Annotated in this window: 20 protein-coding genes and 2 pseudogenes; 9 read left to right on the forward strand and 13 right to left on the reverse strand. The window is 72.7% G+C overall.

Annotation, left to right across the window (positions count from 1 at the left end; genetic code table 11):
- Positions 1–14: 14 nt before the first annotated feature.
- Both OG871_RS05705 and OG871_RS05710 read left to right on the forward strand, forming a co-directional pair.
- A complete protein-coding gene (locus OG871_RS05705; protein ID WP_371494635.1) occupies positions 15–152 on the forward strand; it encodes a hypothetical protein in 138 nt (45 codons plus the stop codon).
- On the forward strand, positions 149–2,425 hold the full coding sequence (locus OG871_RS05710) for a DPP IV N-terminal domain-containing protein (RefSeq protein ID WP_371494636.1): 2,277 nt from the start codon (positions 149–151) through the stop codon (positions 2,423–2,425). Before OG871_RS05705 ends, OG871_RS05710 begins: the two co-directional genes overlap by 4 nt.
- Positions 2,426–2,802: 377 nt before the next feature.
- On the opposite strand, the gene OG871_RS05715 is transcribed toward OG871_RS05710, so the two are convergent.
- Complete coding sequence (locus tag OG871_RS05715) at positions 2,803–4,158, reverse strand: GH1 family beta-glucosidase (protein ID WP_371494638.1); 1,356 nt, start codon at positions 4,156–4,158, stop codon at positions 2,803–2,805.
- Positions 4,159–4,306: 148 nt separating this feature from the next.
- Here OG871_RS05715 and OG871_RS05720 point away from each other — a divergent pair, with 148 nt between their 5' ends.
- Positions 4,307–4,759: a GNAT family N-acetyltransferase gene (locus OG871_RS05720; protein ID WP_371494640.1), complete on the forward strand. Its 453-nt coding sequence runs from the start codon at positions 4,307–4,309 to the stop codon at positions 4,757–4,759.
- A 153-nt stretch (positions 4,760–4,912) separates the two neighbouring features.
- Here the strand turns inward: OG871_RS05720 and OG871_RS05725 are convergent, their stop codons facing one another.
- The 3 genes and pseudogenes from OG871_RS05725 to OG871_RS05735 all read right to left on the reverse strand — a co-directional run.
- Positions 4,913–5,191 carry a BON domain-containing protein gene (locus OG871_RS05725; RefSeq protein ID WP_371494642.1) on the reverse strand — a complete coding sequence of 93 codons (279 nt, stop codon included), beginning with the start codon at positions 5,189–5,191 and terminating at the stop codon, positions 4,913–4,915.
- On the reverse strand, positions 5,188–5,814 hold the full coding sequence (locus OG871_RS05730) for a universal stress protein (RefSeq protein ID WP_371494644.1): 627 nt from the start codon (positions 5,812–5,814) through the stop codon (positions 5,188–5,190). Before OG871_RS05730 ends, OG871_RS05725 begins: the two co-directional genes overlap by 4 nt.
- 167 nt (positions 5,815–5,981) lie before the next feature.
- A pseudogene (locus OG871_RS05735) lies at positions 5,982–7,441 on the reverse strand (hypothetical protein); the annotation flags it as partial.
- 29 nt (positions 7,442–7,470) lie between these two features.
- Here OG871_RS05735 and OG871_RS05740 point away from each other — a divergent pair.
- Positions 7,471–7,752 carry a universal stress protein gene (locus tag OG871_RS05740; RefSeq protein ID WP_371494646.1) on the forward strand — a complete coding sequence of 94 codons (282 nt, stop codon included), beginning with the start codon at positions 7,471–7,473 and terminating at the stop codon, positions 7,750–7,752.
- Positions 7,753–7,786: 34 nt separating this feature from the next.
- Here OG871_RS05740 and OG871_RS05745 read toward each other — a convergent pair whose 3' ends face one another.
- From OG871_RS05745 to OG871_RS05755, 3 genes are all read right to left on the reverse strand, one after another.
- A complete protein-coding gene (locus OG871_RS05745; RefSeq protein WP_371494648.1) occupies positions 7,787–9,430 on the reverse strand; it encodes a multicopper oxidase family protein in 1,644 nt (547 codons plus the stop codon).
- A 479-nt stretch (positions 9,431–9,909) separates the two neighbouring features.
- Positions 9,910–10,131: a helix-turn-helix transcriptional regulator gene (locus OG871_RS05750; RefSeq protein WP_010981499.1), complete on the reverse strand. Its 222-nt coding sequence runs from the start codon at positions 10,129–10,131 to the stop codon at positions 9,910–9,912.
- On the reverse strand, positions 10,131–10,616 hold the full coding sequence (locus OG871_RS05755) for a DUF2975 domain-containing protein (protein ID WP_371494650.1): 486 nt from the start codon (positions 10,614–10,616) through the stop codon (positions 10,131–10,133). Before OG871_RS05755 ends, OG871_RS05750 begins: the two co-directional genes overlap by 1 nt.
- Before the next feature lie 151 nt (positions 10,617–10,767).
- Between OG871_RS05755 and sigJ the strand changes: the two genes are divergently transcribed.
- The 3 genes from sigJ (at position 10,768) to OG871_RS05770 (ending at position 13,083) form a co-directional block, all read left to right on the forward strand.
- Positions 10,768–11,730, forward strand: a complete 963-nt coding sequence (gene sigJ, locus OG871_RS05760) for an RNA polymerase sigma factor SigJ (RefSeq protein ID WP_371494652.1) — start codon at positions 10,768–10,770, stop codon at positions 11,728–11,730.
- Positions 11,731–11,778: 48 nt separating this feature from the next.
- Positions 11,779–12,555 (forward strand): SDR family oxidoreductase, encoded by a 777-nt coding sequence (locus OG871_RS05765; protein ID WP_371494654.1) that lies wholly within the window; start codon positions 11,779–11,781, stop codon positions 12,553–12,555.
- 165 nt (positions 12,556–12,720) lie between these two features.
- Entirely contained in the window at positions 12,721–13,083 is a 363-nt protein-coding gene (locus tag OG871_RS05770; protein WP_371494656.1) for a GNAT family N-acetyltransferase, read from the forward strand.
- Positions 13,084–13,233: 150 nt separating this feature from the next.
- On the opposite strand, the pseudogene OG871_RS05775 reads toward OG871_RS05770, so the two are convergent.
- From OG871_RS05775 to OG871_RS05800, 6 genes and pseudogenes are all read right to left on the reverse strand, one after another.
- Positions 13,234–13,503, reverse strand: a pseudogene (locus tag OG871_RS05775) (hypothetical protein); the annotation flags it as partial.
- Between the two features lie 276 nt (positions 13,504–13,779).
- A complete protein-coding gene (locus OG871_RS05780; RefSeq protein ID WP_371494658.1) occupies positions 13,780–15,867 on the reverse strand; it encodes a SpoIIE family protein phosphatase in 2,088 nt (695 codons plus the stop codon).
- Positions 15,868–16,022: 155 nt separating this feature from the next.
- Positions 16,023–16,775: an RtcB family protein gene (locus OG871_RS05785; RefSeq protein WP_371503222.1), complete on the reverse strand. Its 753-nt coding sequence runs from the start codon at positions 16,773–16,775 to the stop codon at positions 16,023–16,025.
- A 52-nt stretch (positions 16,776–16,827) separates the two neighbouring features.
- Complete coding sequence (locus OG871_RS05790) at positions 16,828–17,451, reverse strand: RtcB family protein (protein WP_371494660.1); 624 nt, start codon at positions 17,449–17,451, stop codon at positions 16,828–16,830.
- A 5-nt stretch (positions 17,452–17,456) separates the two neighbouring features.
- A complete protein-coding gene (locus OG871_RS05795) occupies positions 17,457–18,440 on the reverse strand; it encodes a CapA family protein (protein WP_371494662.1) in 984 nt (327 codons plus the stop codon).
- A 27-nt stretch (positions 18,441–18,467) separates the two neighbouring features.
- The gene (locus OG871_RS05800) at positions 18,468–18,914 is read right to left on the reverse strand and encodes an archease (protein WP_371494664.1); all 447 of its coding nucleotides are present in this window, start codon (positions 18,912–18,914) and stop codon (positions 18,468–18,470) included.
- Positions 18,915–19,289: 375 nt separating this feature from the next.
- Here OG871_RS05800 and OG871_RS05805 point away from each other — a divergent pair, with 375 nt between their 5' ends.
- Together OG871_RS05805 and OG871_RS05810 are read left to right on the forward strand one after the other, a co-directional pair.
- Entirely contained in the window at positions 19,290–19,706 is a 417-nt protein-coding gene (locus OG871_RS05805) for a CBS domain-containing protein (RefSeq protein WP_371494666.1), read from the forward strand.
- A 392-nt stretch (positions 19,707–20,098) separates the two neighbouring features.
- The gene (locus OG871_RS05810; RefSeq protein WP_371494668.1) at positions 20,099–21,214 is read left to right on the forward strand and encodes a Vms1/Ankzf1 family peptidyl-tRNA hydrolase; all 1,116 of its coding nucleotides are present in this window, start codon (positions 20,099–20,101) and stop codon (positions 21,212–21,214) included.
- Positions 21,215–21,232: the final 18 nt, after the last annotated feature.

Consider the following 21,232-nt stretch of genomic DNA (forward strand, 5'->3'; position numbering starts at 1 on the left):
GGGCCGGGCCATCGGTGCGGCTGCCCGTCGCCGCGGGCGACGACACCGCCGTGGTCCGGATCAAGCTGCGGCTGCCCGCCGACCTCACCGTGATGGCGCCACCGTGCATCACCATGCCCGAAACAGAAACCGACGAAGGACGAAGAGAATGAGCACCACCCAGAACTACCAGGCCGCGGAGCAACTCCTGCGCCGACCCGCCCGCCCGGGCGAGCTCGTCGTCAGCGACAGGGTCAGACCGCAGTGGATCGACGCAGGCACCCGCTTCTGGTACGCGGTGAGCAATGGCGTCGGCAGGCGGTTCGTGCTGGTGGACCCGGCGGCGGGCACCCGCGAGCCGGTCTTCGACCACACCCTGCTCGCCGTCGCGCTGGCCGCCGCCTCCGGGCAGGAGGTCGACCCCGAGGCCCTTCCGTTCGTGGCCGTCGAACTGGTCGGGGACGCCGTGGAGTTCGTCGCGTTCGACGCGTACTGGCGCTGCCGCCTGGACGACTACACCTGCGAGCACGCCGAGTTCACGCCGCCGGGCAACCCGCTGGACGTACCGTCGCCCGACAGGAAGGTCGCGGTGTCCCAGCGGGGGCACGACCTGTGGGCGGTCTCGGCGTCCGACGGCCGCGAGTGGGCGCTGACCACCGACGGCGAGGCCTCCTACGCGTACGGCACCAGCCCGGAGTGCCTCGGCAACGGCACCCTGCTGCGCAAGTTCGGCGTGCCGTACCTGCCGCCGGCGGTGGCCTGGTCCCCCGACTCGACGAAGGTGCTGACGCACCGGACCAATGAGCGCGGTGTCCGGCAGACCCACCTGCTGGAGGCCAGGCCCGCCGACGGCGGCGCGCCCCTCCTGCACACCCAGCGGTACGCCTACGCCGGGGACGAGCACCTGCCGACGGCCGAGCTGGTCGTGCTGGACGTCGCCGAGGGCACGGTGATCCGCTCGCAGGCCGAGCCGCTGCTCACGCCGATGCTGTCGCCGGTCATGGGCAAGTGGGCGTGGTGGGCCGCGGACGGCTCGGCGGTGTACTACCTCGCCCAGCCCCGCGACCGACACACGCTCTCGCTGCACCGCCTCGACCCGGCCACCGGCGAGGTCACCGTCGTGCTCAGCGAGACCGGGGAAACCCGTGTCGAGCCCAACCAGTGGAGCTACGAGCCGCCGATCGTGCGGGTGCTGGCCGACGAGGTCCTGTGGTACTCGCAGCGGGACGGCTGGGGCCACCTGTACCGGTACGACCTGCGCACCGGCGCACTGCTCGGGCAGGTCACCTCCGGGCAGTGGGCGGTACGGAAGATTCTGCACGTCGACGAGGCCGAGCGGGTGGTGTACTTCACCGCCTCCGGGCTGGTCGCAGAGGACCCGTACCGACGCACGGTGTGCCGGGTCGGCCTGGACGGCTCCGGCTTCGCCAAGGTCACCGACGACGATCTGGACCACGTCGTCACCCTGCCGGACACCATGGAGTACTTCATCGACTCCGCGTCCACCGTCGACACCCCGCCGGTGACCCGCGTCCGTGACTGGGCCGGGCGGGTGCTGGTCGAGCTGGAGCGCGCCGACATCAGCAAGCTCACCGCCACCGGCTGGACGCCGCCGGAACGCTTCCGCGTCAAGGCGGCCGACGGGGTGACGGACATCTACGGGGTGCTGTACCACCCGCGCGGGTTCGACCCCGTCCGGCGCTACCCGGTGGTGGACAACATCTACCCCGGCCCACAGACCAACCGGGTCGACCCGGGCTTCGACCCCGGCGGCATGGGCCTCGACGCGGAACCCATAGCGGCGCTCGGCTTCGTGGTCGTGGCACTGGACGGGCGAGGCACCCCGGGCCGGAGCAAGGCCTTCCACGACGCCTCCTACGGCCACCTGGCCGACGCGGGCTGCCTGGCCGACCACGTCGCCGCGCTGCGCCAGCTGGCCGAGACCCGGCCGTGGATGGACCTGGACCGGGTGGGCGCGTTCGGCCACTCCGGCGGCGGGTTCGCCACCGTGCGGGCGATGCTCGACTTCCCCGAGGTGTACAAGGCCGGCGTGGCCCTCTCCGGCTCGCACGAGGCCCGTTCCTTCAGCCTGGACTTCGTGGAGACCTACGACGGCGCGGACAACCCGAAGGCCTGGGCCCGGGCCTCCAACGTGGACCTCGCGGACCGGCTGGCGGGCAAGCTGCTGCTCGTCCACGGCGAGATGGACGACCGGGTCCACCCGGACCACACCCTGCGGCTGGCCGACCGGCTCATCGCCGCCGACAAGGACTTCGAGCTGCTCATCGTGCCGGGCGCCGAGCACACGTTCATCGACTGCCTGGCCTACGTCCGCAAGCACGGCTGGGACTTCCTGGTGCGCGAGCTGATGGGCACGCAGCCACCCGCCTACCGCCCGGCCCCCATCACCATCGATCCCGCGCTGCTCGGCGAACTCTTCGCCTGAGTGCGACCACGCCGACGCTCCAGGCACCGGTAGGCCGCCTTGCGACCCACCGGTGCCTGGCGCCCCGTCTCACAGTGCGATGCACCGCACTGTGTCGCAGGCAGCCGCCCACGCAAGCAGCAGTGTCGGTGTGCCGGCGGACGCGCGAAGATCACGATCACCGCTGACGGGCGCGCGGTGGCGAGCGTCCCCGAAGTCGCAAGGCGGCCCGACCCCGCGCGACGGCCCACGGCTGAACCACTGACGATGGGCTGCGGACTCGTCGAACACCCTGTCTTGTGCTCAGTACCCGGGCGCGCTACTGCGAGCCCCGCCATCCGGACGACCCCTCGGCCGTTGCCAAGAGGCCATACAGCCCGCAGCGACCGGGAGGCCGACTACCTTGTACGACAGGTGCGGTGAGCGACGATCAGGTCGCGGTACCAGGTGTAGGAGGCCTTCGGGGTACGGCGCTGCGTGTCGAAGTCGACGTGCACCAGACCGAAGCGCTGGGTGAACCCTTCGGCCCACTCGAAGTTGTCGAGGAGCGACCAGGTGAAGTAGCCCCGGACGTCCACTCCTTCGGCGACCGCCTCGGCGAGGGCGTCGAGGTGGCCGGCGAGGTAGTCGATGCGCGGCCGATCGGGGACGGTGCCGTCGGGGCCGAGCTCGTCGGCGACGGAGCAGCCGTTCTCGGTGATGGTCACGGGAGGCAGGGCGGTGCCGTAGGACTTCCGCAGCCCGACCAGGAGTTCGCGCAGGCCGTCGGGGACGACGGGCCAGCCGAAGGCGGTTCGCGGTACGCCCTCGATCGGGGCTTCGGCGAAGGGGAGGCCGGGATCGGTAGGGGCGCCGATCCGGGTCGGGTTGTAGTAGTTGACGCCGAGCCCGTCCAGTCCCGGGCCGGCGACGAGCTCCAGGTCTCCGGGACGTACGCACCCACCGAGGTCGGCGCCGACGCCGAAGGCCGACAGGTCCGGGTAGCTCCCGAGCAGCAGCGGGTCGGTGAACAGCCGGTTGTGCAGGGCGTCGTACGCGGCGGCGGCCGCCACGTCCTCGTCCGCCTCGCTCGCGGGCCACACGGGGGTGAGGTTGTTGGCGATCATCACCTCGCGGCCGTGCTCGCGCAGGACCGCGGCCGCGAGGCCGTGCCCGAGCAGCTGGTGGTGGGCGGCGGGGAGGGCGTCGAGCATCAGCGCGCGGCCGGGGGCGTGGATGCCTAGCGCGTAGCCGTAGACCATGTGGACGAAGGGCTCGTTGAGCGTGATCCAGGCCGGTACTCGGTCCCCGAGCCGGTCCACCACGAGCGCGGTGTAGTCGGCGAAGCGGTGCGCGGTGTCGCGGGCGAGCCAGCCTCCCTCCTCCTCCAGGGCCTGTGGCAGGTCCCAGTGGAAGAGTGTCGGCAACGGGGTGATCCCGGCGGCGAGTTGGGCGTCCACCAGGCGGTCGTAGAAGTCCAGCCCGGCCGGGTTGGCCGGGCCGGCGCCGGTGGGCTGCACCCGCGGCCAGGCGATCGAGAACCGGTAGCCGTCCAGGCCGAGGCCGCGCATGAGCGCGATGTCCTCGGTGTAGCGGTGGTAGTGGTCGCAGGCGACCCGGCCGGTGTGGGCGTCGCGGACGGCCCCGGGGCGGGCGGCGAACACGTCCCAGACGGACGGCCCTCGGCCGCCCTCGTCCACTGCCCCCTCGATCTGGTAGGCCGCGGTGGACACTCCCCAGCGGAACCCTGCTGGTAGGTCGAGACGATCCGGCATGACTGCCTCCTTCACTGAACATGAGGAGCACTCATATTAGTGGCGTGCCGCCGAAGCGCCAGAGGCGATCGATCACGACGGGGCGCCGGCCCCCTCGGTTTCCTCCGGGTCGAACGCCATGGAAACCTGGCGCGGTAGCCTGACGATCATGGTGGACTGGGAGATCCGGCCCGCTTCGGTGGCGGACGTCGAGGCGGTGGCCGAGTTGCGCGCCACGGTGCTGCGGGCAGATCTGGAGCGGCTCGGGCGATATGACGAACAGCGGGTGCGGCAGCGCCTGCGGGACGGGTTCGACCCGGCGCACACCTGGGTGATCGAGGTGGGCGGCGCGTTCGCCGGCTGCGTGTCGCTGCGACCCGCCGAGGACGCCCACTGGCTGGAGCACTTCTACCTGGCCACGCACCTGCAGGGCAGCGGCATCGGCGCGGCCGTGCTGCGCGGGCTGCTGGAGCGGTGCGACCGCGCCGGCACCCCGGTCCGGCTGAACGTGCTGCAGGGCAGTCCGGCCCGACGGCTGTACGAGCGGCACGGATTCACACTCGAGACCGAGGACCCGGTGGACGTGTTCATGGTGCGCGAGCCGGCCCCGGCCGGGCAGTGATCATCCGCCGGGTTCGCGGACTACCGGGCCGGCTTCCGAGCGAGGCACGAGGAGCCGATGCCGGACGACCGACCTTGGTGCGGTCGGAGCCCAACTCGTCTCCGCCCGGCCGGATCCCGGGCGCGGCCCTCGTCCGGCAGGAGGCCGTGCGGGTCAGCTGCCCGTGTGCGCGGAACGGATATCGGCGGCCAGGCCGTCCAGGCGGCTGGTGACCGCGACCACGCCGTCCACACCACGGCACAGGCGCTCCACGACCGGCAGCAGGTTCCGGTACTCGGCGGTGCCGCCGAGTGTCACCCGGCCCTCGTTCACCCGGACGTCGAGCGCGTCCGGGGAGATGCCCATCGTGCCGGCAAGAAGGTCGCCCCGGATCTCCTCGCGGATCGCCCGGTCGCGGCGCAGGAAGACGCGCAGCAGATCACTGCGGCTCACGATGCCGACCAGGCGGCCCGCCTCGCCCTGATGGCCTGCTGGTCCAGCGGAGCCCGCGTCACGTACGGGCCGGAGTCGGACGTCCGGGCCTCCACCGCCCGCAGGACGGTGCCGCGCCGGGCCGCCTGGTCGAAGGCGAAGGCGAGCACCGCGTCGCAGGGCCGCTCGCCCCGCACACCCACCACGACCTCGCCTCGGCCGCTGACAGCGTCGTCGGCGCCGTCACGGACCAGGACGACGGGGCACCGGGCGTGGGCCGCCGTGCGGAGCCCGACCGACCCGACGAGCAGGCCGGCGACGCCGCCGAGCCCCCAGGAGCCGAGGACGAGCAGGCCCTCCCGCTCCCCCGCGGCGGCCAGCACGTACGCCGGCCTGCCGGTCATCCGCCGGCAGGTGGTCTCCAGCTCCGGCAGCACGGCCGCTGTCCGGTCGCGGATCCCGGTCACCCCCTCCGGCAGCCGCTCCTCCGGCTGCCCCGCCGGGGCGAGGGCACCGCCCTCCCCCTCCACGACATGGACCATCCGCAGGACCCGTCCGCTTCGACGGGCCTCCTCCGCCGCACAGGCGGCGGCTGCCGCGCTCTGCGCCGATCCGTCGACTCCCACCACTACGGCGTGGTTCATGGCTCCGACCTCCATCGTTGCGACCGGCCGCGGATTCGCGCAGCCGCTGTCATTCGGTACTCTCCGGCCCGGCAGGGCGCCCGGCCCAGGGGCCTGCCGACCTCCCCACGGCCCCGAAGGTCCCCGCGCCGGGGACTCGGGTGCAGTGCGGGCGGGCTGATCCGGTGTCAGGCCTCCCAGGTCCAGTCGGTGACCTCGGGCAGGTCGGTGCCGTGCTCACGGATCCAGGCGTGGTGCCGGGTACGGGTGTCGGCCATCCGCTGGCGGAGGGCTGCGGCGCGGACGGCGAGGCCGGGTGTGCGGTCGATGACGTCCATCACCAGGCGGTAGCGGTCGAGGTCGTTGCGGACCACCATGTCGAAGGGCGTGGTGGTGGTGCCGGACTCCTTGTAGCCGCGCACGTGCAGCTGTGGGTGGACGGTGCGGCGGTAGGCCAGGCGGTGGATCAGCCACGGGTAGCCGTGGCACGCGAAGATCACCGGCCTGTCCCGGGTGAACAGGGCGTCGAACTCGTGCTCCGGCATGCCGTGCGGGTACTCCTCGGTGGGCATCAGCCGCGCCAGGTCCACCACGTTGACCACCCGGACCGCCAGGTCGGGCAGATGGCGGCGGAGCAGGCCGGCGGCGGCCTTCGGGGACGCAGGCCAGGACCTGCTCGGTGGGCCGGCCGTGTTCGTCGAAGAGCTCCTCGGGCCGGTAGGAGCGCAGCCAGGACTCCAGTTGGGCGAGGTGGGCGGGGTTGTCCCGGACCTGGTCCAGCGGCACCTGGTGGGCGCGCCAGGTGCCCTCGACGGGTCCTCCGTCCACCTCGGCGGGGCCGGTCCAGCCCTTGGGGGTGCGCAGCACGATGACGGGCCAGCTCGGGCGCTCCGCGCGGCCGTCCCGGCGGGCGGCGCGCTGGACGGCGGCGATCCGGTCGAGGGCGGTGTCCAGGGCGGCGGCCGTCCCCCGGTGGACCGCCATCGGGTCCTCGCCGGTCACGTACAGGGGTTCGTGGCCGTAGCCGCGCAGCAGGGCGTCGAGCTCGGGCTCGGGCAGGCGGGCGAGCACCGTCGGGTTGGCGATCTTGTATCCGTTGAGGTGCAGGATCGGTAGCACGGCTCCGTCGTGCACCGGGTCGAGGAACTTGTTGCCGTGCCAGGAGGCCGCCAGCAACCCGGTCTCCGCCTCGCCGTCACCGATCACGCAGGCGACCAGCAGGCCGGGGTTGTCCAGCGCCGCGCCGTAGGCGTGCGAGAGCGCGTATCCGAGCTCGCCGCCTTCGTGGATCGAGCCAGGCGTCTCGGGGGCGACATGGCTGGGTACACCGCCGGGGGGAGAACTGCCGGAACAGCGCCGCCATACCGGCGGCGTCGCGGGTGACGTCCGGGTAGGTGTCGGTGTAGCTGCCGTCCAGCCAGGAGTTGGCGAGGACGGCGGGGCCGCCGTGGCCCGGGCCCCACACGCAGACGGCGTCCAGATCCCGCTGTTTCACGGCACGGTTGAGGTGCGTGTGCACCAGGTTGAGGCCCGGTGACGTGCCCCAGTGGCCGAGCAGCCGGGGCTTGATCTGCTCCGGTGTCAGCGGCTCGCCGAGCAACGGGTTGGCCAGCAGGTAGATCTGGCCGACCGCCAGGTAACTGGGCGCCGCCGCCGGTCTGGGGGTATGCCGGCTGGGTGCCCCCGCAGGCCGAGGCGGACCAGTTCCGCGTGATCGAGGCCGAACTGCTCACGGAGGCCCTGACCGGCTGGCGCGAGAAGTACCCGGACGTCGTCGTGGTCGAGGACTGCCGCGTCGGCACCGGCTCGTCGGCCCTGGTGGACCTGTCCGCCGACGCCGCCCTCGTGGTGGTCGGACGGCGCCGCCGCCCGAACCGCTCGGGGATGCGGATCGGGCCGGTCGCACACGCCGTCCTCCACCACGCGAAGGCACCGGTCGCCGTCGTCCCGCACGACTGACGCCTTCTGCGTTTCGTCCTGCCTGTCGACCGCGTCAGTCGTCGGCCTGGACGATGGTCCAGGGGCGCATCAGGTCGTCGTCCTCGTGTTCGAGAATGTGGCAGTGGTGGACGTACGTCGCCGGGAACTCGGTGCCGCTGCCCGGGATCGACGCGATCTCATCCGTCGGCGGGTTGAATTCCCGGATGATGATTCTGGTCACCGTCTCCGGATAGGACTTGACCGTGTCCTTGTCGGACCGCGCTTCGTCCGGGTCCGGCGGGATCGGCGGGCCGGTGAGATAGTTCGCCAGCACCGGCCGGTCCTCCGGTTCGCGGCCACCGTCGAGCCACTTCTCGTAGTCCGCCTGGTAGCCGGCCGCGTCGATCGGCTGCCGGTTCAGTACCTGGAAGTTGACGAGGTGGACGTGCATCGGGTGGGCGTCGTGGTTGGGATTGATGTACTCCCAGATCTCGGTCGAGCCCGCCTCGATGAAGTCCTCGGACGGCTCCATGAACGGCACCGCGTTGAACGTCATGGTGCCGAAGAGCTGATGCTGGTACAGCACCCACTGCCGGCGACGGGTGTGCCGTCTCGGCTTGATGGGTGCGACCACCGGCAGTTCGAGTTCCTCGGGCGGCGTCGTCTCGTCCACACCTCCGGACAGTCGTTCGGTGACCCGGAATTGCATGATTTCCGAGATTTCCGGGCCGCCGCCGGCGGGGTAGTGGACCGGCGCGTTGTAGTTCGTCAAGGTGATCTTCGTGCCCATGGGCATCTGGCTGAAGTCCACGATCAGGTCGTACCGCTCGGCCGGCGAGATCAGGAAGTTCAGCATGGGCAGGGGAGCCCGGAAACCACCGTCGGTGCCGATCAGCCAGAACGGCAGTGTGGGCTGAGGCAGTACGTCCCTGGGAACGTCGAACTTCAGCCGCCAGAAACGCTCGTTCGAGGCGTTGAGGATGCGCAGCCGGTAGCGTCGCGGCTCGACGGCCAGGAAGGGGTACGCCTTCCCGTTGACGACCGGGGTGTCCTCGCCTTCCCTCTGCGTCATGGTGTAGGCGAGTGAGCCGTCCCGGTGGAAGGTCCGGTCCTGCAGGATGAGGGGGACCTCGAATTCGCCGCGCGGCAGCCCGAGCCGCTCGTCGGCGGGGTCACGGACGAGGTAGAGACCGGCAAGGCCCGCATAGACGTTGACGCTGGTCATCCCCATGCCGTGATCGTGATACCAGAGCATGCACGAACGGTCGTGGTTGGTGTAGCCGCAGATCGCTTCGTTGGGCTTGACCCGGCTCGGGTCCAGGGTGGTGTAGGACTCGGCATGGAAGCCGTCCGGGCTGTACGACTGCAGCGGCATGCCGTCGGACTGCGGTGCGGTGAAACCGCCGTGCTGGTGCACGACGTTCCACACGTTGATGTTCGGGGGGAACGGCGGCATGCTCTCGTACGGAGGGGGAGCCATCGGGGCGAGCTGGGGGTCCCCGTTGCGAATTCCGTCGATCACGAACTGGAACAGATGGGTGGTGGGCAGTTCGTTGCGCCACTTGACGACCGTCGGGTGGTCCCTGGTCACGCTGAGGGTCGGTCCGAGATAGCCCATGCCGATCGCCTTGCGGGGATCGTGCGGGTTCCTGGCCCAGTACCCCCACACGGTCGCCGGCCCGAGATCCCGGTGGAAGCGCCACGAGCCCTGCCGCATCGTGACCTCGTAGTAGTCGGCGCCCGGCTAGACGGAAGGATCCGAGATCGCCGTCATCGGCCTGGGCAGCGGGTCGACGAACTTCTCCAGCGGCGGGGTATGCGGTACCGAGGTGTCCGCAGGCGCTGTCCCGTGTTCCGTCGACGCGTACGCACGCTCCCCCAGAACACCCCGCGGAAGCATGGCCGCACCCCCCACGGCACCGGCCACGAGGAATTGCCTTCGCCCGACCATCGTCTCCAGCCTTCCGTCGGCTCATAGGACGTTCCACGCATACAGGGCCGGTTCGAGACACCGCCGCAGCACGCCGGTCCGGTCCGGGGAAGCCACTCATTGAGCCGATCTCAGCGGCTACGGCGAAGCCCTGGCAGCCCGACCGACGACGAACCCCCGCGCTTCCGTGCGGGGGTTCGCCGTGGGTCCACGTGCCGCGAAACGGGCGGTGGTGCCAGGCGTTCTCACGCCCGCCCAGGGGCAGGTCATCCGCCCGCGGCGTCCTCGGCCTCCCAGCGCAGCAGGTCGCCCGGCTGGCACTTGAGGACCTCGCAGAGCGCGGCGAGCGTCGCGAAGCGCACCGCCTTGGCGCGACCGTTCTTGAGTACCGCCAGGTTGGCAGGCGTGATCCCGACCCGGTCCGCGAGCTCGCCCACGGACATCTTCCGCCTGGCCAGCATCACGTCGATGTCGACGGCGATCGGCATCAGATCACCTCGTCCAACTCGGCCTGCATCTGCGCCGCTTCAGCGTCGCGCGCGACGGCCTGGGCGAGCAGCATCCGCATCACGAGCACGAGGAGCGCGACCCCCAGGATCGCCACGCCGACCCCGCCCATGATGACGGTGACGCCCGGGTCCTCCCGCTGGCCCGGCGCGTTGATCGCCGTGACCGAGAACCACACGAGAGCGGCCGCCACGATCGCGCCGATCACGACGTCCACGTACCGGAAGGCGGCGTGGGAGAACACGGTTCCGCGTCGCACCATCGTCACCAGCCGCCATACGCAGACCAGGGCGACCTGGACCGACGCCATGCCGAGGATCGTGATCACGCGCAGCGGGGTCAGCGGGAGCGACCCGTCCTCCGGCTTGGTGGCCATCGCCCACACCATCGACGCCTGTACGAACACGGTGCCGGTGAGCACCATGACCAGCACGGCGCGCAGCGCCCCCGCTGTCAGCTTTCCCATATCCCAATCTCCCATCGAGTTGCGATGGGAATCTATCGAATCTCGATAGACTAGGCAAGGGCCGGTGCGAAGGGTGGGCGGCGGCAGGCCGTCCCCTCTCGGGCCGGGGCCCGCCGCCGTACGGCGCATCCGTTCGTCTACCGTGTCGTGCATGGACACGGCACAGCCCACCGCCCCGTCACAGCCCGCCCCACCGCAGAGCGTGGAGCAGGCGCGGTCCGTGGAGCGGGCGCGGGAGTTCGAGGCGCAGCGTCCGCGGCTGTTCTCTCTCGCCTACCGGCTGCTCGGGTCGGCGGCGGAGGCGGAGGACGCCGTACAGGACACGTACCTGCGGTGGCACGGCACGCTGCCGGGGCAGGTCGCCGCTCCGGGCCCGTGGCTGGCGAAGGTGCTCACCAACCTGTGCCTGAACCGGCTGACCTCCGCCCGGGCGCACCGCGAGGAGTACCCGGGGCCGTGGCTGCCCGAGCCGGTGCGGACCGACACCGGGGCGCTCGGGCCGATGGAGACCGCCGAGCAGCGGGACAGCGTGTCGCTGGCGGTGCTGGCGATGATGGAGCGGTTGACGCCGCCGGAGCGGGCGGCGGTGGTGCTGCGGGACGCCTTCGACTACAGCCACCGGGAGGTCGCCGGCGTCCTCGGCTGCTCGGAGGCCAACGCGCGCCAGCTGTACCGGCGGGCCGGGCAGCACCTCGCCGACGGCCGGCCACGGTTCACCTCGCCGCCGGGGACGGTCGACGAGCTGGTGGGGCGGTTCCTGACGGCCGCGGCACAGGGGTCGATGGCCCAGCTGGAGTCGCTGCTCGCCGACCAGGCGGTGGCCTGGAGCGACGGCGGCGGCCGGGTGAGCGCGGCGCGGCGTCCGGTGGTCGGCCGGGAGAAGGTGGCCCGGTTCCTCACCGGACTGTTCGCCCGCTGGGCGGGCGGCCTGCGGATCGAGGTGGTCGAGGCGAACGGCTCGCCGGTGGTGCTCGGCTGGGAGGGCGCCGAGCTGGTCTCGTGCGGCGCCGTGGAGCTCGGCGTGGACGGGATCACCGGGATCCAGATCATGCGCAACCCGGACAAACTGGCCTTCCTCGCGCATCAGTTGCGGGAGCTGTCACAGAACGGGTGACTCGCCGGTTCTTCACCGGTGACAGTGCCCCGAGAAAGGCTGCCATCGATGAAGAACGACACGATCCTGGTGACCGGTGCGACCGGCGTGCTCGGCCGCGAGGTCCTGGAGCGGGCGCGCCGTGCCGCGCTGCCGGTGCGGGCGCTCACCCGCCGCACCGAGCTGCCCGAGGACCCGGGGGACACCTGGCGCACCGGCGATCTGGCGACGGGCGCCGGGCTCGACCGGGCCTTCGCGGGGGTGCGGACGGTCGTCCACTGCGCCACCGACGTCAAGCACCCGAAGAACGACATCGCGGCCGCCCGCCACCTGCTGGAGGCAGCCCGACGGGTCGGCGTCGCGCACGTCGTCAACATCTCGATCGTCGGTGTGGACCGGATCCCGTTCCCGTACTACCGGATCAAGCTGGAGGTCGAGCGCATGCTGGCCGACTCCGGCCTCGGCTGGACCACCCTGCGCGCCACCCAGTTCCCCGACCTGCTGAGCTCCGCGTTCTCGGTGCTCTCCAGGCTTCCGGTGGTCCTGGTGCCGTCCGGGACCCACTGCCAGCCGGTCGACCAGGGCGAGGTCGCCGACCGGCTGGTCGAGCTGGCCCGGGGTGGCCCGTCCGGCCGCGTCCCGGACCTCGCCGGCCCGACCGTGTACGGCAGCGAGCGGCTGGCCCGGGACTGGCTGCGGGCGGCCGGCCGGCGGCGCCTCGTCCTGCCGGTGTTCGTGCCCGGGAGGATCGGGGCGGGCTTCCGCTCCGGCGCCCTGACCGCGCCCGACCGGGCCGTCGGCCGGCGGACCTGGGAGCAGTACCTGGCCGAGACGGTCGCCCGGTGAGGCCGACCGGCCACACCGGCCATGAAGATCATCATGTGCGGACGGCCGTGAACCGACTCCCCGTCGCACCGGCCGCGGTGCGGCTCTCCCAGTACACCAAGGCCGACCGGCCTGACCTGGCTGCCCAAGGACGAGCACTTCGGCATCCGGCTGGGCGGCCGGCTCGTGGCGCACACCGGGCTGCTGCGGTTGCCCGTGACGACGGGCGGGGCCGAGACCGAGGTGGTGGGTGTCGGCGGGGTCGCCGTCGCCCCCGACGTACGGGGCCGGGGCCTGGCCCGGCTCGTCGTGGCGGCCGCCCTCGCGCACGCCCGCACGATGGGGCCGCGGCACGCGCTGCTGTTCTGCCGGCCACCCCTCGTACCGCTCTACCGGCACCTGGGCTGGCACCCGCTCGACACCGACGTCGTCGTCGAGCAGCCCGGATCCCGGCGCGTCGTCATGCCGCTGCGGACCATGGTGACGCCGCTGCACGACGGCGCGCCCTGGCCGCCGGGAGCGGTGCGGCTGCGCTCGCTGCCCATGTGAGCCCCCTTCGCCGCGTCCCCGCCGGAAACGGCGCGGAACCCGGGACGGCCCCACCCGTCCCGGGTTCCGCGCTCTGTCGCCCGGCGTTCCCCCACAGCACCCGGGCCGGACCTGCGACCCCCACGTCGCAGGAGTGATGAGGCCGTAGTGGCCGTCGTAGCGGTGGTACAGGACGTTGCCGCGCCCGGTGGCGGTGTCGGTGAGGAGGAGGAACGGCAGCCCGGCCAGGTCGAGTCGCGCGACCGCCTCGGCATCCTTCCCGACCGGGATCAGACTGCCGCGTGCCCGGTGGCCGCGCCGAGGGCCGAAGGTCCCTCCGGCCGCGTACTCCTCGCGGGCCCGCTTGGCCCGAGGAGCACCGCGATGTCCACCCTGCGTGTCGATTCCGAGGCCGGGCGCCTGCGCCAGGTGATCCTGCACCGACCGGGCCTGGAGCTGTCCCGGCTGACCCCGCGCAACGTCGACGAGCTGCGCTTCGACGCCGCCCGAACACCACCGCGAGCGCCAGCGCGCCGACGGTCACCACCACGAACGCCACGAGGACGATCGGCCCGTACGGCGCGACGGCGTTCCGGCACCCGCACGGCTCCGGGAGCGGGACCGATTCTCGCAGACCGCTCGGAGAGCGGCCGGGGCTCGGCTCGCCACCGGCCACCCGCAGCCCCCGGCCGTGGAGAGCACCGGCGTGGGGCGCGCTCAGGTGCCGTCGGTGGGCCTGGTGCCGATGCGGGCGACGAGCAGGGCGATGTCGTCGTCGGCGGAGGCGGGCAGCAGCTGCGTGAGGAGGGTGTCGCACAGGTGGGAAAGTGACGGGTCGGGGTGGGAGAGCAGGCGGGTGAGTTCGGCCAGGCGCTCGTCGATGTCGCGGCCGCGGGCCTCGACGAGCCCGTCGGTGTAGAGCACCAGGAGGCTGCCCGGCGGGAGGGTGATCTCGGTCGTGGTGAAGTCGTGGCCGCCGATGCCCAGCGGCACTCCGGACGGGAGGTCCAGAAGCTGTGCGTGCCCGTCGGAGGTGACGACGGCGGGCGGCGGGTGGCCGGCCCTGGTGAGCTGGCAGCGGCCGGTCGCGGGGTCGGCCACCACGTACAGGAACGTGGCGAGCATCGGCTCGGCGAGGTCGGCCAGCACGGCCTCCAGCTGCTGCAGGACGTGGCCGGGATCCAGGTTCAGGCGGGCCAGGGCCCGCACGGTGCTGGAGAGGCGCCCCATGACCGCGGCGGCCGGGATGCCGTGGCCCATCACGTCGCCGATCATCAGCGCTGCCCTCCCCCCGGGCAGCGGCACCACGTCGTACCAGTCGCCGCCGACCTCGTTGGTGTCGCTGGCCGCCAGGTAGCGGTGGGCGATCTCGACGCCGGGCGGCGGGGTGACGTGCTGGGGCAGCATGCTGCGCTGCAGGACGACGGCGGTGTCGTGCTCGCGGGCGTACAGGCGGGCGTTGTCGACGCACACCGCCGCCCGGCCGGCCAGGTCGGCGGCGAGGGTCACGTCCGCGGCGGCGAACGGTTCGCCGGTGGCGGCACGGTAGAACGTCGCCAGGCCCGACACCACGCCCCGGGCGATCAGCGGCACCATCATGACGGAGTGCACGCCGAGGCGGAGCAGCCGGGCGGGCTTGTCCGAGTACCGCTCGGCCGGGGCGATCGAGCGGGCGTCCAGGCGGGCCAGCAGGTACGGCTGGCGCTCTGCGAGTACCTGGGTGTAGGGGGCGGTAGCGGGGAAGGTCAGGGTCCCGCCCAGCGGGGCGAGGACTCCGGCGATGGCCGAGCCGCCCAGCGGGGCTTTCCCGAGTCGGCGCAGGGCCGCACCGCCGACCAGTCCGGACCCGGGATCGCCGTCGGCGACGAGACTCTCCACCACGTCGACGGTGACGGCGTCCGCAAAGGCCGGGACCGCGACCTCGGCGAGTTCCTGCGCGGTGCGATCCAGGTCCAGGGTGGTACCGATCCGCAGCGTGGCCTCGTTCAGCAGGGCCAGACGGCGCCGGCTCGCCTCCAGCTCGGCGGTGGCCCGCTCCTGTTCGGTGATGTCGACCATGGAGGCGGTGATCCCCACCGGCCGTCCGGCGGCGTCCTCCAGGCGCACGTAGGAGCACGACCACACGCGGTCGTGGCCGGGGTCGGCGGGGGTGCGGCCGGTGCGGCGGAAATCCAGTACCGGCTCGCCGGTGCCCAGCACCCGGCGCATCACCTCCTCCATCGGCGCGGCGGTCACCTGCGGCAGCAGTTGGGCCAACGTGCGTCCCACGTGCGCGGTTTCCGGCAGTCCGTTCATGGCCTGCAGGGCGGGGTTGACCCGCAGGAAGCGCAGCCTCGTGTCAAGGACCGCGATCCCGATGGGGGACCGGGAGAACAGGCCGTCCCACACGGCGGAGGAGCCGCGGACCCGGCCCGCGGCGTGAGCGTCCGCGGCGAACACCAGCAGCCCCGCTCCGCTCCTGTCCCCGGCGACCGGGCGGGCCCAGATCTCCAGCTCCACCGGGCGCCCGTCGCGGTGCCACGCGGTCACCGCACCCATCACCCCGCGCCCTGCGGCGGCCGCCTCCCACAGGGAGCGGCCCAGGCTGCGGTCCGCTTCCGGGTGCAGCAGTTCCACGATGTGGCGCCCCACGGCCTCCCGCGCCCGGTAGCCCAGCAGTTCCTGCGCGACCTGGTCCCACCGGACGATCCGCCCGTCCGCGCCGGTGGCCACGAACGCCACCGGCAGCACGCCCAGCCAGCCGCCGGCCTCCAGCGCCGCACCGCCGCCTTCGGCCGGCTCCTCGACCACCCTGTGATCACTCATCGCCGACGTCCGCATGCCCTCGAAAGCCCCTCCCATTATGAGCCGCCCCAACCCTCCCGGCACCGCACGACCCGGGGCTCCGTGGTCTTCGACGAGCCCCTGCCGCACCGGGCCGGCAGTCGGCGGTCCGGCGCCGGAGCGCCACGGCGACCCGGTCAGCCTTTGACCACACCCAGCGGGACGAGGCGTGCGACGAGCCGGGCGAGCCCGGCGCCCTCGGTGACGGCGGCGACCGCGTCGACGTCCTTGTACGCCTCGGGCGCCTCCTCGGCGAGCCCCCGCCAGGACGACGGACGCACGGCGATGCCGCGGGCCTCCAACTGGTCGCGGAGCCGTTCGCCGCGCACCATGCGCAGCGCGTGGTGGCGGCTCCAGACCCGGCCGGCGCCGTGGCAGGCGGAGTGGAAGGCGTCGTTGCCGGGCCGGCCGACCATCACGTACGAGGCGGTGCCCATCGTGCCGGGGACCAGCACCGGCTGGCCCGCGTCGCTGAGGTCCCCGGGCAGGCTCGGGTCGCCGGGCGGCAGCGCCCGGGTGGCGCCCTTGCGGTGGACGCACAGCGGACGTGCCACGCCGTCGACCTCGTGCGTCTCGAGTTTGGCGGTGTTGTGCGAGATGTCGTAGACGAGTTCCAGGCCCGCCCCGGCAGCGGCGGCGAAGGCACGGCGGGCGGCCTCGGAGAGCAACTGGCGGTTGGCGCGGGCGTAGTTGGCGGCTGCGGCCATCGCACCGAGGTAGTCGCGGCCCGGCGGGGAGTCGACGGGTGTGCAGGCGAGCTGGCGGTCGGGGACGGAGATCCGGTAGCGGTGAAGTGCCTGGTCCATCACGCGGACGTGGTCGGTGCAGACCTGGTGGCCCAGGCCCCGCGACCCACAGTGGATCATGATGCAGACCTGGCCGGTGTGCAGCCCGAACGCGGCCGCGGTGGCGGCGTCGTAGACGTGGTCGACGGCTTGGACCTCAAAGGAAGTGGTTGCCGCTTCCGAGGCTGCCGACCTGGTGGAGGCCGCGCTCCACGGCCCGGCTGCTGACCTGGCCGGGGGCGGCGCCTTCCAGGACGCCGACGTCCTCGCAGCGGTCCAGGTCCCGCGGCACGCCGTGGCCGTGCTCGACCGCGTAGCGTGCGCCGCCGACCAGCAGGTCGTCCATCTGCCCGGTACCCGACAACTCCCACAGGCCACCGCGCCCCATGCCGCGCGGGACGGTGCGGTCGAGGATGTCCATCAGGTGCCCCAGCCGGTCTCGGCCCAACGTCTCGCGATCGATGCCGCCGGCCAGCAGCCGCACGCCGCAGGAGATGTCGAACCCGACTCCGCCAGGCGAGACGACCCCGCCGTGGGCGACATCGGTGGCCGCCACCCCTCCGATCGGGAAGCCGTAACCCCAGTGCACGTCGGGCATGGCGAAGGAGGCACGGACGATCCCCGGCAGGGTCGCCACGTTCGCCACCTGTTCCAGCGCCTTGTCCCCCGCCGCCTGCGGCAGCAGTTCCTCGGACGCGAACACCACCCCGGGCACCCGCATCTCCTCCCGCTGCTCGATGCGGAAACGGTACGGACTCTCCTCGACGAGCGTGATCTCCACGCTCCTCACCTCCACTCGACCGTCAGCCGTCGGGCCCGCTCTCCCACATCGGTGCCGAACTCGGCACAGGCGGTGGTGAACCGCGCCCGAATCCACTCCCACTCCTCACCGTGTGCGAGGCGGGTGTGGCAGTCGTCGAGAAACAGGGGCACCGCCTCCAGGTGCACCGGCGCGAGACGCGCGCGGTCCGGGCCGTCCAGGGTCACCAGGAAGAGCAGCCCGAGGTCGTTGCGCAGCGCCGGGTGGACGGCGTAGTCGTCGACGAAGTCGCCCATGTCGTGGATGATCCGGTCGGCGACTCCGTGGAACACGTGGGCGGAGTGCCCGGCGACCAGTGTCGCCCCTGCGGCCAGGAGCTCCGGTGCCGCCGTGAGCACATGCGGTGGCGGCCGGGAGGTCATGTTGGGGCCCCAGTGCGGGGTGACCAGCACGGCGTCGGCCTCCTGCGCAGCCCGGGCCACCAGGGCGGTGAGCCAGTGCGGCACGCCCGTACGGAGGTCCGCCCAGGCGACTCCTGGGCGCTGTTCGCCGGCGGCGTAGTCCGCCGGGTGGTCGGTGACGGCCACCACCGCCAGCCGTACCCCGGCGGCCTCCAGCACGGCGAACTCGCGGGCCGCCGACACGTGCGGCCCCGCGCCGACCGCGCGGACACCGGCTCGCTCCAGCAGTGCGCTGGTGTCGGCGAGGGCGTCGAAGCCGTAGTCCAGGGCGTGGTTGTTGGCCAGCGTCACGCAGTCCACCCCCAGCTCGGCGAGCACTCTCGTGGCGGAGGGCGGGGCCCGGAAGAAGAACACCTTGGACGGGTCCGGCCAGCGGTGCCCTCGGTCGGAGACGCAGCACTCCAGGTTGAGCACGACGAGATCGGCCTCCGCCAGCGCCTGCCGCACCTCGGCGGAGAACAGTGTCTGCGGCGTCGGCGAGCGCCGCAGCTCCTCGGCGACGGCGCGCCCGAGCATCGTGTCGCCGGCCAGTGCCACCGTCACCGCCATATCCGCGTTCCGTTCCCAGTCGTGAGTTCAGACGTCGAGCGTCACCTGGCAGGTCCAGCCGCCGGGGCCGCCCCGCAGGTGGAGGCCGTGCAGGGAGACGGCCTTCGGGACCGCCCCGACCAGCACGGCGTTGTCCGCCTCCGTCATACGGAAGCGAACCGACACCGCCCGGCCGTCTCCCGCGTCCCGGATCGCGCCCACCGTCGCCTCCATCGGTATCTCGCAGTCGGCGTCCATCCGGTAGATGACCTCCGCCAGGACGGCCACCAACAGGTCCTCGTCACTCCCCGCCGTGACCGTGTAGTCGCGCTGCCCGACCGCCGCGGCGCCCGAGGTGTCGGCAAAGCCCTCGACGACCGCGCGAACCGCCTCTCCGATGCAGCCCTCGGCGGTCGGCGACCACGCCTCCACCCGCATGTCCGCCGTGTGCGGCACGGCCCGGTGGCCGCTGCCTGCGCGCTGCTGCCCGGTCACCGGCAACGGCTCTCCTCGCTTCTCCGGTGCGGCCCGCCCGTCTGCGATCGCAGGCCGCCCCACTCCTCCAGGCTCGACCCGTGCTCCACGGCGGGCAACCCCTTCCGACCAGCCCGTCGACGCCGACGGCCGTGGCGACCGCGGCTCGGCAGCCGCCGGCCCGCCCGCGCCATGCCGCCAGGGCCGCGGACGGCCCGGATGCGAAGGTGCCCGGACGAGTACGACTCTGGAAGGAGGCGGCACCGGCCGAAGGGGGCGGTGCACTCGTCGGGCCGCCCGGGCGGCCCCGACGCATTCGACACCCCCACATGACGAAGCATCCGGTGTCGGCACGCCTCGCAAGCCCAGGACGCATCGACGAAGGAGGCAGCAGTCATGAGAACTGCGCGGGAAATCATGCACGCCGGAGCGACCTGTGTGCAGGAGAGCGAGACGCTGGAGGCGGCGGCACGGCGGATGCGCGAACTGGACGTCGGTGCGCTGCCGATCTGCGGTGCCGACGACCGGCTGCACGGGATCATCACCGACCGCGACATCGTGGTGAAGGGCCTCGCCGAGGGCATGGATCCCAGGACCACGACCGCAGGCGAACTCGCCCGGGGCAAGCCGATCACCGTGGACGTCGACGCCGACCAGAACGAGGTCCTGCGGATCATGGAGGAGCACCGGATCCGGCGCCTGCCGGTCATCGAAGCCCACCGGCTGGTCGGCATGATCAGCGAGGCCGACATCGCACGGCACCTGGACCGGCACGAGGTCGGCGAGTTCGTCGAGGCCGTCTGCGCCGCCTGAGCCCGGAGCCGCCCGTCGGCCACGGGCAGTGCGCGATCCGCCAGGGCCAGCCGTGGGCGCCCGCGTCACCGACCACGACGACGTGCCCCGCAGTCGTGGTGCGCGGCACCGTCGGCTGATCGCCGCGCGGTGCCGACCGCTGGAACGGGCGGCCCCATGCGGGCGGGGCCCCCCGACGGCCCGGCCGGGACGGGCCGGGCCATCGCGGCCAGGAGCGGAACGAACTAGCGTCGGTTGCAGGGCGGTTCGCCAATGGTCCGGCAGCGCGCCGGGCCGGTACGGCAGTGAGTTCGGCCGAACACGCCGGGCTCTGTGACCGGACCTCACCCTGGGCTGTCGCATCGGATCCCGAGATCCCCAGGGAGCCTTCGTCCCGCCCGAGGAGGACTCATATGACAACCGGCACCGAGATCGACACCGAGGTCCTGCGTGAGCTGCTCTCCGCGCCCGGCCGGTTCCTGTCGGTCTACTTCGATCTCGACACGCGCCCGGAGATGGCCCAGGACGCCGAGGAGCGCTGGCAAGGGCTGTGCCGCGGCCTCGCCGACCAGGGGGCCGGAGCCGGTGACCTGGACGCGCTGACACAGCGCTTCCTGTCCTCGCAGCCGGGCTCCGGTGTGCTTGCCGCGTTCGCCGCGAGCGGTGAGGTGAGACTCTCCGCCGTGCTGCCCGGCTGCGAGCAGAGCGATCTCGCCACAGCCGGGCCGCTGCCGCACCTGCTGCCGCTGCTCGCCTGGCGCCAGGACCACCCCGCCCATGTCGTCGCCGTCGTCGACCGCACCGGCGCGGACCTCCAGCTGTACCCGGCCGGAGCGACCGAGAGCATCCGCCGCACCGTCACCGGTCCGGACGACGAGATCGAACGCAACCAGCCCGGCGGCATGTCACAGATGCGCTACCAGCACCGCGCCGAGGACTCCTGGGAGCACAACTCCGCCAAGGTCGCCGAGGCGCTCGGCCTCGCGCTGGCCGAAGTGGACGCCCACGTGCTCATGCTGGCCGGCGACGTCCGCGCCCGGCAGTACCTCACCAAGCACCTTCCGGTCCGGGTCCGCAACGAGGTGTCGATCCGCCCGGTCAGTGGCGGTCGCAGCCCGGACGGTGCCTGGTCCCAGCGCATGGTCCAGATCGACGCGGAGACCTGCCGCGCCGGGCGGGAGCGGACGGCGGCCCTGGTCCGCCACTTCTCCGAGGAGCGCTCACCGCTCGGCCACGCCGTCGAGGGCGTCTACGCGACCCTGCGTGCCCTCGCCGACGGACAGCTGCGCATCCTCCTGGTCACCGATGACCCGGCTTCCCGCCGCACCGCCTGGTTCGGCCCCGGGCCCACCGACATCTCCGACCTCAGCACCGCGTTCACGGAGGACACCAAGGGGTTCGTCCGGGCACCGCTGGCGGATGTCGCCGTCCGCGCCGCGCTCCTCACCGGCGCCGAGGTGTGGGTCCTCGCACCCGGCACGCCCGGCGTACCGGCCCAGGGCATCGGCGGGCTGACCCGCTACCTCTGACATCCCTCACCGCTGCCA

Origin of the sequence: Kitasatospora sp. NBC_00374 (genome assembly GCF_041434935.1) — a bacterium.
In the GTDB taxonomy this organism is placed as follows: domain Bacteria; phylum Actinomycetota; class Actinomycetes; order Streptomycetales; family Streptomycetaceae; genus Kitasatospora.